We start from the raw sequence: 13,930 nt of genomic DNA, 5'->3' as shown, positions 1-13,930 counted from the left end.
GGGAGTTCACAGTGAAACCGGTCAAAGTAGGCATCTGTGGGTTGGGGACCGTCGGTGGCGGTACCTTCAATGTACTTCAGCGCAACGCCGAGGAGATTGCCCGCCGTGCCGGGCGCGGTATTGAAGTGGCACAGATCGCCATGCGCTCGCAGAACCCGAACTGTCAGATTACCGGTACCCCCATTACCGCTGATGTGTTCGACGTTGCAAGCAACCCGCAGATCGACATTGTCATCGAACTCATCGGTGGCTACACCATTGCCCGTGACCTGGTACTCAAGGCCATCGAAAACGGCAAGCACGTGGTGACCGCAAACAAGGCGCTGATCGCCGTGCATGGCAACGAAATCTTCGCCAAGGCTCGCGAGAAGGGCGTCATTGTCGCGTTCGAAGCGGCAGTCGCAGGCGGCATCCCAGTGATCAAGGCCATCCGCGAAGGGCTATCGGCCAACCGCATCAACTGGCTGGCCGGCATCATCAATGGCACCGGTAACTTCATCCTCACCGAGATGCGCGAAAAAGGCCGTGCGTTCCCCGACGTGCTGGCCGAAGCCCAGGCGCTGGGCTATGCCGAGGCCGACCCGACGTTCGACGTCGAAGGTATCGATGCCGCCCACAAGCTGACCATTCTGGCGTCCATCGCCTTTGGCATTCCGTTGCAGTTCGAAAAGGCCTACACCGAGGGTATCACCCAGCTGACCACGGCCGATGTGAACTATGCCGAGGCCCTTGGCTACCGCATCAAGCACCTGGGGGTTGCCCGCCGCACGGCCGAAGGCATCGAGCTGCGCGTGCACCCGACGCTGATCCCGAGCGACCGCCTGATCGCCAACGTCAATGGTGTGATGAACGCTGTAATGGTCAATGGCGATGCCGCCGGTTCCACGCTGTACTACGGCGCCGGTGCCGGTATGGAACCGACGGCTTCCTCGGTGGTTGCCGACCTGGTGGATGTGGTCCGCGCCATGACCTCCGACCCGGAAAACCGTGTACCGCACCTGGCCTTCCAGCCTGATGCCCTGTCGGCTCACCCGATCCTGCCAATCGAAGCCTGCGAAAGCGCGTACTACCTGCGCATTCAGGCCAAGGATCACCCGGGGGTGCTGGCACAGGTGGCGAGCATCCTGTCGGAGCGTGGCATCAACATCGAGTCGATCATGCAGAAGGAAGCTGAGGAACAGGATGGCCTGGTGCCGATGATCCTGCTGACCCACGGTGTGGTCGAACAACGTATCAACGACGCTATTGTCGCCCTGGAAGCCTTGCAGGATGTGGTCGGCAAGGTCGTGCGCATCCGCGTCGAGCAGCTCAATTAAGCTCCAGGCTCTCAGCTGCGAACAAGCGCAGTACGGGGTTGAAGCTTTGAACCGATTACATTCGTGGCAAGGGAGGGTGTAGCACGCAGGAAAAATGCCGATCCGCTTTTTCTTGTAGCCTGCACCTTGCAACTTGCCGCTCAAACCGAAGGTTTGCATATGCGATATATCAGTACCCGCGGCCAGGCACCGGCCCTGAATTTCGAAGACGTCCTGCTGGCAGGCCTGGCCAGCGATGGCGGCCTGTATGTGCCAGAAAACCTGCCACGCTTCACCCAGGAAGAAATCGCCTCGTGGGCCGGGCTGCCGTATCACGAGCTGGCCTTGCGCGTCATGCGCCCGTTTGTCGAAGGCAGCATCGCCGATGCCGATTTCAAGAAAATCCTTGAAGAGACCTACGGTGAGTTCGCCCACGCCGCGGTGGCACCGCTGCGTCAGCTGAACAGCAACGAGTGGGTGCTCGAGCTGTTCCATGGCCCGACGCTGGCCTTCAAGGACTTCGCTCTGCAACTGCTCGGCCGCCTGCTCGATCACGTGCTGGCCAAGCGCAACGAGCGTGTGGTGATCATCGGCGCCACCAGTGGCGACACCGGCTCTGCGGCCATCGAAGGCTGCCGTCGTTGCGACAACGTCGATATCTTCATCCTTCACCCGCACCAGCGCGTTTCGGAAGTACAGCGCCGGCAGATGACCACCATCTTTGGCGACAACATCCATAACATCGCCATCGAGGGCAACTTCGACGACTGCCAGGAGATGGTCAAGGCCAGTTTCGCCGACCAGTCGTTCCTCAAGGGCACCCGCCTGGTAGCGGTCAACTCGATCAACTGGGCGCGGATCATGGCCCAGATCGTCTATTACTTCCATGCCGCACTGCAGCTGGGTGGCCCGGCCCGTTCGGTTGCCTTCTCGGTACCTACCGGCAACTTCGGCGACATCTTCGCGGGCTACTTGGCGCGCAACATGGGCCTGCCGGTGAGCCAACTGGTCGTGGCAACCAACCGCAACGACATCCTGCACCGCTTCATGAGCGGCAACCAGTACGTCAAGGAGACCCTGCACGCGACCCTGTCGCCGTCGATGGACATCATGGTTTCGTCCAACTTCGAGCGCCTGCTGTTCGACCTGCATGGGCGCAACGGTGCCGCTATCGGCGAACTGATGGCCAACTTCAAGCAAGGTGGCGGTTTCAGCGTCGACCAGGACCGTTGGACCGAAGCGCGTAAGCTGTTCGACTCACTGGCCGTCAGCGACGAGCAGACTTGCGAAACCATCGCCGAGGTCTTTGCCAGTACCGGTGAGGTGCTCGACCCGCATACCGCGATTGGCGTCAAGGCCGCCCGCGAGTGCCGTCGCAGCCTGGACACGCCGATGGTGGTGCTGGGCACTGCCCATCCGGTCAAGTTCCCGGAAGCGGTGGAGAAGGCCGGCGTCGGCAAGGCGCTGGAGCTGCCAGTGCACTTGGCCGACCTGTTCAGCCGCGAAGAGCGCTGCACGGTTCTGGCGAATGACCTGAAGGCGGTTCAAGCCTTTGTCAGTCAACACGGTAATCGCGGCAAGCCGCTTTAAGTCGTGTGGCAGGGGGCCGCTGCGCGGCCCTTGTTTCTCCACCTTTTCCGCGATAGTTTTCGGAATTGTCCTATGTAAGGCGCTTGGCGCCTTGCATAGAGTGGCCGGTCCTTCTCCCAGGAGCGGCTCATGCATCAGCCCTACGTGTTGATTCACCAGGCACGGCCTTCCCACCAGATCCTCCTGCACCAGGCCTGCAACGCCTTGGGGGTTTTCGACGTTCGCGTCACTGACGGCTTGACTGAGCTGAATGCCTGCCTGGCCCGCCGTGGCAGTGCTGACCTGCTTATTCTCGATCATTCGATGAACGATGGCCTGACCGTGCTCGAGCACATCGAGCGCAACCGGTCTTCACGGGCCCTGCTGTTCGTTGGCCGTGCCAGCAGCCATCGCCCAGACCTTGCCAAAGAGGCCCAGCGGCGTGGCCTGTGGGTGCTGGCCGATTTGCCCTGGCCCTTGCCGGTGCTGCGCTGGCAGCAGGCATTGCAGCGTATTCAAAGGGTCACATCGCCCACGCATGCTCGCTGAAACAGCGGCGGCGTAACGAACTTTTCGCTGCGCTTGCTGGTCAGTTCCTTCATGTCCCACCACGCAGCGAGTGATCCGGATGGAAAGAATCTGCAGACTGCTCAACGACGCCCTGAGCCCCTACCAGACCGAACTTGGTACCGTGGATGCCAGCGGCAACCGCCAATTGACCGTGTTCGACAGCCTGGGTAGCCCCACCTTGCAGCGCACAGTCAGCCAGCGCCAGTTACAGGAGCAACGCCTGCTGATCGACCTGGTCGACGGCTTGCACCGTGATTTGCAGATTGCCGAGGGCCGCTTGCAGCCTTGCGTTATCGCTGCATTGCAGCAGCGTCAGCAGCCGCAGGGAACCTTTGCCTGAGTGACCGATCAGAGGCAGTAACGGCAGCCAGCCAGCACACAGCTCCGGTGCGGGCCGGCCGTCGCGGGAAGTCCACATGGACTTTCGATTGACCCCGGGCGTCTTCCCCAGCGACCGGGGTTTCTTTTTATCTGCTTTCGAAGAACTGGCTGCTTTGTTCCAGGTAGTCTGCCCGCAGTTCCGGGTCCAGCCATCGTGCATACAGCGCTTGCAGTGTGTCCCGGCGTAGCGCCGGTAACAACTGGTCGATATGCGTCACGGCCTGGTGGCCCTGAGGTGTGTCAGAGCAGCCTACATGCAGGAAATGGTAGGGGCTCACGCCTTTTATCGGGTGGAACCGATAGTCGTCCAGCGAGCCTCCTTGCTGCTGAATCAGGTAACGCACTTCCGGCCAATAGCCAAGTACCAGTTGCAGGCGCCCAAGCCGCTGCATCTGCAGCAGGCTGGCGGTGGCCTCGTTGCCATAATGTCGGCTGAGGGCCGCGTCAGGCAGTTGCCGCAGGGTGTCGTCGATCTGTGTGCTATAGCTGCGTTCGGCGACGATGCCAAGTTTGAGCTGTGTGCTGCTCAGCAACCCCTTGAGATCGACCTGCTGGCCATCGAGAAAAGGTGCGAGCATTGCCGCGTCTTGCTTGCGCACCACCAGACCGCCGCTCATTACGCCCAGTGTGGGTTTGGAAAAGTGTACGAATGTCGCGCGTTCCGGTGTCCACAGCAGTGTAGGGTCGCAGATGAAGTAGCTTGTGTCCTGCAACATCTGGATGCCGCGTGCCCGGTTGACCCGCACGATGGAGTGGTCGTACTCGGGCATCTGCTTGATCAACAGCGGCAACATCTGGTCGATCACCCCCTGGCCTTTTTCCGTACCCTCGAAAATGGTGAAAGGCGGCAGGTCGCGGATCAGCCACAGCAAGCGTTCCTTGGCCAGTGCAGGCACCGTCGCCATGGCAAGCAGCAGCCCGCAGAGCAGCTTCAACACGCGCATTGTTGAGGGCAACCTCAGACCGTGCCCGATTGGCGCAGCATGGCGATAGCTGCGCTGTCATAGCCCAGCCTGCTGAGCAAGGCATCGGTATGCTCACCCAGCGCCGGGCCCACCCATTCGGTGCTGCCCGGGGTGTCGGAGAGCTTGGGCACGATGCCAGGCATCTTGAACGGTTTGCCGTCGGGCAGGCGCGCATGCAGGAACATCTCGCGGGCCAGGTATTGCGGGTCGCTGAACATGTCTTCTGCCGAGTAGATGCGGCTGGCTGGTACTTCGGCCTCGGTAAGCACCTGCATGACCTGGTGCAGCGGCAAGCTGCTGGCCCAACGGTCGATCACCCCGTACAGCTCGTCGCGCCGTGCGTCGCGGCCATCGTTGCTGGCCAGGGCCGGGTCGTGCGCCAGGTCGGCGCGGCCGATGGCCTGCATGAAGCGTTTGAAGATCGCGTCGCCGTTGGCGCCGATCTGCACGTGCTTGCCATCGGCGCTGGTGTGGATGGAGGAGGGCGTGATGCCCGGCATGATGTTGCCGGTGCGTTCGCGAACGAAACCAAACACGTCGAACTCCGGGACCATGCTTTCCATCATGGCGAAGATCGCCTCGTACAGCGCCACGTCCACGACCTGGCCCTGGCCACCGTTGACCTCACGGTGACGCAGCGCCATCAGGGCGCCAATCACGCCCCACAGCGCGGCAATCGAATCGCCGATGGAGATACCGGTGCGCACTGGCGGACGATCATCGAAGCCGGTGATGTAGCGCAGGCCACCCATCGACTCGCCCACGGCGCCGAAGCCGGGTTGGTCTTTCATCGGCCCGGTCTGGCCAAAGCCCGACAGCCGTACCATCACCAGGCGCGGGTTCAGTGCATGCAACACGTCCCAGCCCAGGCCGAGCTTTTCCAGTACGCCGGGACGGAAGTTTTCGATGAGGATGTCGGCGTCGGCCAACAGTCGCTTGAGGATCTCGCGTCCCTCGGGATGCTTGAGGTTGAGCGTCAGGGATTGCTTGTTGCGGGCCTGCACGAACCACCACAGCGACGTACCCTCGTAGAGCTTGCGCCATTTGCGCAACGGGTCGCCGCCGTCCGGCGACTCGACCTTGATCACGTCGGCGCCGAATTCAGCGCAGATGCGCGAGGCGAACGGGCCGGCGATCAGGGTGCCAAGTTCGATGACTTTGAGGCCGGCGAGAGGTTTGCTGGGCGTTGACATGAGGCATCCGTGGCAGCAGGGCAGAGCCGTGGTTTTATCATAGCTCTGTAGCGGCAGATACTGCTGCGGGCGCAGCGAGGATCAGGATCGGTTAGACTGTGTCACTTTTCTTTGCGCAAGAAGCCCGTTGACCATGGCCCAGCCGTCCACCACCTACAAGTTCGAATTGAATCTCACCGACCTTGATCGCAATGTCTACGAAAGCGTCAAGCAGACGATCGCCCGGCATCCTTCGGAAACCGAAGAGCGGATGGCCGTTCGTCTGTTGGCGTACGCGCTCTGGTTCAACGAGAACTTGTCGTTCGGTCGAGGCCTGTCGGATGTCGATGAGCCGGCACTGTGGGAAAAAAGCCTGGATGATCGCGTGTTGCACTGGATTGAAGTCGGCCAACCCGATGCTGATCGCCTGACCTGGTGCTCGCGTCGTACCGAACGCACCAGCCTGCTGGCCTACGGCAGCCTGCGGGTGTGGGAAGGCAAGGTGGTGAGTGCGGTCAAGAACCTGAAAAACCTGAGCATTGCCGCGGTACCGCAAGAGGTGTTGGAAACCCTGGCGACCGATATGCCGCGCAGCATCAAGTGGGACGTGATGATCAGTGAAGGCACGGTATTCGTCACTGACGACCGTGGCCAGCATGAAGTGCAACTGCAGTGGCTGCTCGGTGAGCGTGGCTGAAGCAACCCATGCGTATCGAACCCCGTCCTCTGCCGCCGACCCTGCCATTTCTGGGTAATCTGCCACCCTTGCTGACCCGCTTGTACGCCGCGCGCGGCGTGCAGAGCGAGGCTGAACTGGACAAGAGCCTGGCACGCTTGCTGCCGTACCAGCAACTCAAGGGCATCGAGGCCGGTGTGGATCTGCTGGTCGCAGCCCTCGACCAGCGCCAGCGCATCCTCATCGTCGGTGACTTCGATGCCGACGGTGCCACGGCCAGTACCGTCGGCGTGCTGGGCCTGCGCCTGCTGGGCGCGGCCCATGTCGATTACCTGGTACCCAACCGCTTCGAGTACGGCTACGGCCTGACCCCGGAAATCGTCGAGGTGGCGCTGCAGCGCCAGCCGCAGTTGCTGATTACCGTGGATAACGGCATTTCCAGCGTCGACGGGGTGGCGGCAGCCAAGGCCGCTGGGCTCAAGGTGCTGGTCACCGATCACCACCTGCCGGGCGAACAGTTGCCCGACGCCGATGCCATCATCAATCCCAACCAGCCGGGCTGTAGCTTCCCAAGCAAGTCGCTGGCCGGGGTAGGGGTCATCTTCTATGTGTTGATGGCCCTGCGCGCTCGCTTGCGCAGCCTTGGGCGCTACGAGACGCAACCACAGCCGAACATTGGCGAACTGCTCGATTTGGTGGCGCTGGGCAGTGTCGCCGATGTGGTGCCGCTGGACGCCAACAACCGCATACTGGTGCACCAAGGCCTTGAGCGCATCCGCGCCGGCCGCGCCCGACCAGGGCTGAAAGCCATTCTCGAAGTGGCCCGCCGCGATCACCGGCGGATTACCTCGACCGACCTCGGTTTCATCCTCGGCCCACGATTGAACGCTGCCGGGCGCCTGGATGACATGAGCCTGGGCATCGAATGCCTGCTGTGCGAAGACCCGGCCTTGGCCCAGGACATGGCCCAGCAGCTGGATGACCTGAACCAGGACCGCAAGTCGATCGAGCAGGGCATGCAACGCGAGGCGCTGGCCCAGCTCAAGGACTTGCCCGTCGAGTCGATGCCATATGGTTTGTGCCTGTTCGATGCTGACTGGCACCAAGGGGTGATCGGCATTCTTGCCTCGCGCCTGAAGGAGCGCTACCACCGGCCGACCATCGCCTTTGCCGATGCCGGCGACGGCATGCTCAAGGGCTCGGCGCGCTCGGTGCCTGGGTTCCATATCCGCGACGCGCTGGATGCGGTGGCCGCGCGCCATCCGCAGTTGATCAGCAAGTTCGGCGGGCATGCCATGGCGGCCGGTTTGTCGCTGCCGGAAGGCAACTTCACGGCCTTCGCCGAGGCGTTCGACGAAGAAGTGCGGCGCCAGCTGCGCGAGGAGGACCTCACCGGGCGCCTGTTGTCCGATGGCAGCCTGGCAGTGGAGGAATTCCACCTCGACCTGGCCAAGGCCTTGCGTCATGCCGGGCCTTGGGGGCAGCACTTCCCCGAGCCGCTGTTCCACGGGGTGTTCCAGTTGGTCGAGCAGCGGGTGGTGGGCGAGCGGCACCTGAAGGTGGTGCTCAAGAGCGAGTGCGGCTCGGTACGCCTGGACGGCATTGCCTTCGGCATCGACCGCGAAGTATGGCCGAACCCGACCGTGCGTTGGGTGGAGCTGGCGTACAAGCTGGATGTGAACGAGTTCCGCGGCAATGAAACCGTACAACTGATGATTGCCCACATGGAGCCGCGCTGAGCGCTCGGGCTCAGGTGATGCAGGCAATTGCAAATCCCATGGACCTACCCGGCTAGCATTCTGGTCTAGTCTGATGAATGACCGATATCGGGCCAGCGTCGTGCATCAGTGCCCGGGCCGGATCACCATTGGAGTCCTTGGGAGGTGCCCTCATGAGCCTGCTGCTCGAGCCTTACACCCTGCGTCAGCTGACGTTGCCCAACCGCATCGCCGTTTCGCCGATGTGCCAGTATTCTGCCGTCGATGGCCTGGCCAACGACTGGCATCTTGTTCACCTTGGCAGCCGTGCGGTAGGAGGGGCCGGCCTGGTCATCAGCGAAGCAGTGGCCGTGACTGCCGATGGCCGCATCACTGCCGAGGACCTGGGCCTGTGGAACGATGAGCAGGTCGCGCCACTGCAACGAATTACCCGCTTCATCACCGCCCAAGGTGCCGTCCCGGGCATCCAGCTGGCCCACGCTGGGCGCAAGGCCAGTACCCATCGCCCCTGGCTGGGCAAGCATGGCAGCGTCAAGCCCGAAGACGGTGGCTGGGAGCCGGTGGGGCCGTCAAGGATTGCCTTCGACCCGGAGCACACGGTACCGCGAGAGTTGAGCAAGGGTGAAATCCAGGAGGTCGTCGCAGCGTTCGTCGCAGCGACCGAACGGGCATTGCAGGCAGGCTTCAAGGTGGTGGAAATCCACGCTGCCCACGGCTACCTGCTGCACCAGTTCCTCTCGCCGCTGAGCAACCAGCGCCGTGACGAATACGGCAGTTGCTTCGAAAACCGCATCCGCCTGACCCTCGAGGTAACCGAGGCGGTGCGCAAGGTCTGGCCGCAGGAACTGCCTCTTTTCGTTCGTGTTTCGGCGACTGATTGGGTAGAAGACGGCTGGAACCCGGACGAAACCGTCGAGCTGGCGCGCAGGCTACGTGTGTTGGGCGTGGACCTGATCGACGTGTCCTCTGGTGGTACTTCAATGAACGCCGAGATTCCTACCGGCCCTGGCTACCAGACACGTTTCGCCGAGCGCGTGCGCAAGGAGTCGGAAATCGCCACGGGCACGGTCGGCATGATCACTGAACCTGCACAGGCCGAACACATCCTGCGCACCGGGCAGGCCGACCTGATCTTCCTGGCCCGTGAACTGTTGCGAGACCCGTACTGGCCCCTGCACGCCGACGACGACCTGGGCGGCAACAAAGCTACCTGGCCTGCGCAGTACCAGCGCGCGACCAGCCGGGCCAACCCGATTCACGAGTCGGATTTGCGGGATTAGGCTCTAGCCGAGCTGGCCTCTTTCACAGGTACCTCACCAATCTCAAGGTGGGTGAGGTACCTGCGAGGAGGGCGGTGGAACGAACGTGGGCTAGTGCTTGATCATCACATGCCGCACACAGGTGTAGTCCTCCAGGCCATACATCGACATATCCTTCCCATACCCCGAATGCTTCTGCCCGCCATGGGGCATTTCACTGACCAGCATGAAGTGGGTGTTGACCCAGGTGCAGCCATACTGCAGGCGCGCCGCCAGGCGATGGGCGCGGCCGGTGTCGCGGGTCCATACCGATGAGGCCAGGCCGTACTCCGAGTCGTTGGCCCACTCCAGAGCCTGGGCTTCATCGGTGAAGCGCGTTACCGACACCACCGGCCCGAATACCTCATGGCGTACGATCTCGTCGTCCTGCAGGGCATCGGCCAGCACCGTCGGTTCGAAGAAGAAGCCATTGCCGGGCAACGCCTTGCCCCCGGTGACCAGGCGAATGTGCGGTTGGGCGATGGCACGGCCGACCAGGCCGGCTACCTTGTCACGGTGTTGGGCGCTGATCAGCGGACCAAGTTCGGTATCCTCGGCGTCCTGCAGGCCGGTTTTCAGGCTGGCCACCGCCGTGCCCAGGCGCTCGACGAAACGCTCGTAGATACCGGCCTGCACATACAGGCGACAGGCTGCGGTGCAGTCCTGGCCAGCGTTGTAGAAACCGAAGGTACGGATACCGTCGATGGCGGCATCGATGTCGGCATCATCGAACACCAGCACCGGCGCCTTGCCCCCCAGCTCCATGTGCATGCGCTTCACGCTGTCGGCGGTGGCGCCGATGATGTGCGCGCCGGTGGGGATAGAACCGGTCAGCGACACCATGCGCACCTTGGGATGGGTGACCAGCGGGCTGCCGACGCTCTGCCCACGGCCGAAGAGGATGTTGAGGACTCCGGCAGGCAGCAGGTCCTTGGCCAGTTCGCCCAGGCGCAGGGCCGTCAGTGGGGTCAGTTCCGAGGGCTTGATCACCACGGTGTTGCCTGCGGCCAGGGCAGGGGCGACCTTCCACGCCAGCATCATCAGGGGGTAGTTCCAGGGTGCGATCGAGGCCACCACGCCAAGCGGGTCTCGGCGGATCATCGAGGTGTGCCCCGGCAGGTATTCGCCTGCCGCCGAACCACCGAGGCAGCGAGCGGCGCCGGCGAAGTAGCGGAACACATCGGCGATGGCAGGGATCTCATCGTTCAGGGCGGCGCTGAAGGGTTTGCCGCAGTTCTGCGACTCCAGCCTGGCCAGTTCATCGGCGTGCGCCTCGATGGTATCGGCCAGCGCCAGCAGGGCCAGCGAGCGCTCTTTGGGGCTAGTCTGTGACCAGCCGTCGAAAGCCTGGTCGGCAGCGCGCACGGCGGTATCGACCTGGGCTTCGCTGGCTTCGTTGATTTGCGCCAGGGCACTGCCTTCGGCCGGGTTGAGGACTGTCCAGGCAGGGCCATCGCCGGCGACCAGGCGGCCATTGATCAGCATATGGGTTTGCATCGGGGGCTCCTTGTGGGTCATTTACCGCTGCCTGCGACGCTTTCGCCGCCGCGGGTCAGGTAGTAGGCGCCGAGGATCGGCAGCATGGTCACCAGCATCACCAGCATGGCAACCACATTGGTCACGGGTACGTCGCGCGGGCGGCTGAGCTGGTTGAGCAACCAGATTGGCAGGGTGCGCTCATGGCCGGCGGTGAAGGTGGTGACGATGATTTCGTCGAACGACAAGGCGAAGGCCAGCATGCCGCCGGCCAACAGCGCCGAACCGAGGTTGGGCAGGATGATGTAGCGGAAGGTCTGCCAGCCGTCGGCGCCCAGGTCCATCGAGGCTTCGATCAGGCTTTGCGAGGTGCGCCGCAGGCGGGCGATCACGTTGTTGTAGACGATCACCACGCAGAAGGTCGCGTGGCCGACGACGATGGTGAACACCCCAGGTTCGATGCCCAAGGTCTTGAACGCTGAAAGCAAGGCGATGCCGGTAATGATGCCGGGCAGGGCGATCGGCAGGATCAGCATCAGCGAGATGCTTTCCTTGCCAAAGAAGCTGCGCCGGTACAGCGCCGCAGAAGCCAGCGTGCCGAGCACCAGGGCGATCAGCGTGGCCAGGCAGGCGACCTGCAGCGACAGCTTGATGGCCTCGAGCACATCCGGCCGGGTGAAGGCCACGGCGAACCATTTTAAGGTAAGGCCTTTGGGCGGGAAGCTGAACGCTGCGTCTTCGGTGTTGAAGGCGTACAGGATGATGATCAGGATCGGGAAGTGCAGGAACAGCAACCCGCCCCAGGCCGCCAGGCGCAGGCCCAGCGAAGCGTTTTCAGAGTGCATCGAAGGCCCCCAGGCGCTTGACGATGGACAGGTACAAGGCAATCAGCACGATCGGCACCAGGGTGAACGCCGCGGCCATTGGCATGTTGCCGATCGCCCCTTGCTGGGCGTAGACCATGCTGCCGATGAAGTAGCCGGGAGGGCCAACCAGCTGGGGCACGATGAAGTCGCCCAGGGTGAGCGAAAAGGTGAAGATCGAGCCTGCGGCAATGCCCGGTATCGACAGCGGCAGGACCACCTGGAAGAACGTCTGACCGGGCCTGGCGCCCAGGTCGGCCGACGCCTGCAGCAAGGACGGTGGCAGGCGTTCCAGTGAAGCTTGCACCGGCAGGATCATGAACGGCAGCCAGATGTACACGAACACCATGAAACGCCCCAGGTGTGAGGTCGACAGTGTACTGCCGCCCACCCCAGGTAACGCCAGCACCGCTTGCAGCAGTGCGTCCAGGTGCAGTTGCTGGATGAACCACTGCGCCACGCCGCCTTTGGCCAGCAGTAGCGTCCAGGCATAGGTCTTGACGATGTAGCTGGCCCACATCGGCATCATCACCGCGATGTAGAAAAACGCCTTGGTCTTGCCGGTGGTATAGCGCGCCATGTAGTAGGCGATGGGAAAGGCCAGCACCGCGCTTGCCAGCGACACTGCCACGGCCATGGCCAGGGTGCGCAGGATGATGTCGAAATTGGACGGGTTGAACAGGGCGGCGAAGTTGTCCAGGGTCAGCGTCGGGGTGACTGCCATGGTGAAATCGTCGAAGGTGTAGAAACCTTGCCAGAGCAGGTTGAGCAGCGAACCCAGGTAGATGGCCCCAAACCACGTCAGCGGCGGGATCAGCAGCAGCGCCAGGTAGAGATTGGGGCGCCGGTAGAGCAGGGTGGAAAACCTGCGCGACAGGCTCGAGTGGCTCATGTCAGCGGCCCTCGGCCAGGACGGTTTCCTGCAGCGCCGTCATCGCTTCGCGTGGCCAGCGCAGTTGCACACGCTGGCCGGCTTGCCAGGGTTGCGGCTGCGCCTGCCAACGGTCGTTGGCGTGGCTTACGGCCAACAACTGGCCGCTGTCCAGTTGCACTTCATAACGCGTGGCGCTGCCCTGGTACTGGACGTCACGCAGCAGGCCGCTGAGCTGGACCTCGTGCGCAGCGTCGGCAGCTACCCCCAGGCGAATGTGTTCGGGGCGAATGGAGAATGGCGAGCGGCTGCCGCTGAGCTGCTCGGCCAGGTCGCCGCGCACCACGTTGGAGGTGCCGACGAACTCGGCAACGAAGGTGGTCGCCGGTTGCATGTAGAGGTTACGCGGGGTATCTACCTGTTCGATGCGGCCGCGGTTGAACACCGCAACCCGGTCGGACATCGACAACGCCTCGGTCTGGTCGTGGGTCACGAAGATGAAGGTAATGCCCAGCTGACGCTGCAGTTTCTTCAGCTCGCCCTGCATTTGTTCGCGCAGTTTAAGGTCCAGAGCCCCAAGCGGCTCGTCGAGCAACAGGACCCGGGGGCGATTGACCAAGGCACGGGCCAGGGCAACGCGCTGGCGCTGGCCCCCGGACAGTTGCGCCGGTTTACGCCCGCCATAGCCGGCCAGGGCCACCATCGCCAGGGCCTCATCGGCGCGCGCATGGCGTTCGGCCCTGGCCACACCCTTGACCTTGAGGCCGTAGGCGATGTTGTCCAGCACATTCATGTGCGGGAACAGCGCGTAGTCCTGGAACACAGTGTTGACGTCACGCTGGTAGGGCGGCACACCGGTGGCCTCGCTGCCATGGATGCGGATCGAACCACTGCTGGGTTGTTCGAAGCCGGCGATCAGGCGCAGGCAGGTGGTCTTGCCCGAGCCGGAAGGGCCGAGCATGGAGAAGAATTCGCCGTCTTCGATGTCGATGCTGACCTGATCGACGGCCTTGACCTCACCGAAGGTGCGCGACACCTGGGTGAACTGGACTGCTAGCGGCATAGGCGGTACTCAG

At 63.0% G+C, this 13,930-nt stretch carries 13 protein-coding genes; 7 read left to right on the top strand and 6 right to left on the bottom strand.

Features of this window, described 5'->3' with window-relative positions; translation table 11 throughout:
• Positions 1-11: 11 nt before the first annotated feature.
• The 4 genes from APH34_RS23795 to APH34_RS23780 all read left to right on the top strand — a co-directional run bounded on the left by APH34_RS23795 (position 12) and on the right by APH34_RS23780 (position 3,774).
• On the top strand, positions 12-1,316 hold the full coding sequence (locus APH34_RS23795) for a homoserine dehydrogenase (protein ID WP_054903235.1): 1,305 nt from the start codon (positions 12-14) through the stop codon (positions 1,314-1,316).
• A gap of 159 nt (positions 1,317-1,475) precedes the next feature.
• On the top strand, positions 1,476-2,885 hold the full coding sequence (gene thrC / locus APH34_RS23790) for a threonine synthase (RefSeq protein ID WP_054903234.1): 1,410 nt from the start codon (positions 1,476-1,478) through the stop codon (positions 2,883-2,885).
• A gap of 129 nt (positions 2,886-3,014) precedes the next feature.
• A complete protein-coding gene (locus APH34_RS23785) occupies positions 3,015-3,413 on the top strand; it encodes a histidine kinase (RefSeq protein WP_054903233.1) in 399 nt (132 codons plus the stop codon).
• A 79-nt stretch (positions 3,414-3,492) separates the two neighbouring features.
• Entirely contained in the window at positions 3,493-3,774 is a 282-nt protein-coding gene (locus APH34_RS23780) for a DUF3509 domain-containing protein (RefSeq protein WP_054903232.1), read from the top strand.
• A gap of 127 nt (positions 3,775-3,901) precedes the next feature.
• Here the strand turns inward: APH34_RS23780 and APH34_RS23775 are convergent, their stop codons facing one another.
• Both APH34_RS23775 and APH34_RS23770 read right to left on the bottom strand, forming a co-directional pair.
• Positions 3,902-4,759 (bottom strand): TIGR02285 family protein, encoded by an 858-nt coding sequence (locus APH34_RS23775; RefSeq protein WP_054903231.1) that lies wholly within the window; start codon positions 4,757-4,759, stop codon positions 3,902-3,904.
• A 14-nt stretch (positions 4,760-4,773) separates the two neighbouring features.
• Complete coding sequence (locus APH34_RS23770) at positions 4,774-5,973, bottom strand: CaiB/BaiF CoA-transferase family protein (RefSeq protein WP_054903230.1); 1,200 nt, start codon at positions 5,971-5,973, stop codon at positions 4,774-4,776.
• Between the two features lie 133 nt (positions 5,974-6,106).
• Between APH34_RS23770 and APH34_RS23765 the strand changes: the two genes are divergently transcribed.
• From APH34_RS23765 to APH34_RS23755, 3 genes are all read left to right on the top strand, one after another.
• On the top strand, positions 6,107-6,649 hold the full coding sequence (locus tag APH34_RS23765) for a YaeQ family protein (RefSeq protein ID WP_054903229.1): 543 nt from the start codon (positions 6,107-6,109) through the stop codon (positions 6,647-6,649).
• Positions 6,650-6,657: 8 nt separating this feature from the next.
• Entirely contained in the window at positions 6,658-8,367 is a 1,710-nt protein-coding gene (recJ, locus tag APH34_RS23760) for a single-stranded-DNA-specific exonuclease RecJ (protein ID WP_054903228.1), read from the top strand.
• Between the two features lie 152 nt (positions 8,368-8,519).
• The gene (locus APH34_RS23755) at positions 8,520-9,626 is read left to right on the top strand and encodes an NADH:flavin oxidoreductase/NADH oxidase (protein WP_054903227.1); all 1,107 of its coding nucleotides are present in this window, start codon (positions 8,520-8,522) and stop codon (positions 9,624-9,626) included.
• A gap of 90 nt (positions 9,627-9,716) precedes the next feature.
• Here APH34_RS23755 and APH34_RS23750 read toward each other — a convergent pair whose 3' ends face one another.
• From APH34_RS23750 to APH34_RS23735, 4 genes are read right to left on the bottom strand one after another with little or no spacing between them, the layout of a single operon-like run.
• The gene (locus tag APH34_RS23750; RefSeq protein ID WP_054903226.1) at positions 9,717-11,141 is read right to left on the bottom strand and encodes a gamma-aminobutyraldehyde dehydrogenase; all 1,425 of its coding nucleotides are present in this window, start codon (positions 11,139-11,141) and stop codon (positions 9,717-9,719) included.
• Between the two features lie 17 nt (positions 11,142-11,158).
• Positions 11,159-11,965, bottom strand: coding sequence for an ABC transporter permease (locus APH34_RS23745; protein ID WP_054903225.1), 807 nt, complete (start codon positions 11,963-11,965; stop codon positions 11,159-11,161).
• Positions 11,955-12,875, bottom strand: a complete 921-nt coding sequence (locus tag APH34_RS23740; protein ID WP_054903224.1) for an ABC transporter permease — start codon at positions 12,873-12,875, stop codon at positions 11,955-11,957. The genes APH34_RS23745 and APH34_RS23740 overlap by 11 nt, the downstream gene beginning before the upstream one ends.
• A 1-nt stretch (position 12,876) precedes the next feature.
• On the bottom strand, positions 12,877-13,917 hold the full coding sequence (locus tag APH34_RS23735) for an ABC transporter ATP-binding protein (RefSeq protein ID WP_054903223.1): 1,041 nt from the start codon (positions 13,915-13,917) through the stop codon (positions 12,877-12,879).
• Positions 13,918-13,930 lie beyond the last annotated feature (13 nt).

It is taken from the genome of Pseudomonas sp. NBRC 111131 (assembly GCF_001320525.1).
Taxonomy (GTDB): domain Bacteria; phylum Pseudomonadota; class Gammaproteobacteria; order Pseudomonadales; family Pseudomonadaceae; genus Aquipseudomonas; species Aquipseudomonas ceruminis.
This window is presented reverse-complemented; position numbering and strand designations above follow the sequence as displayed.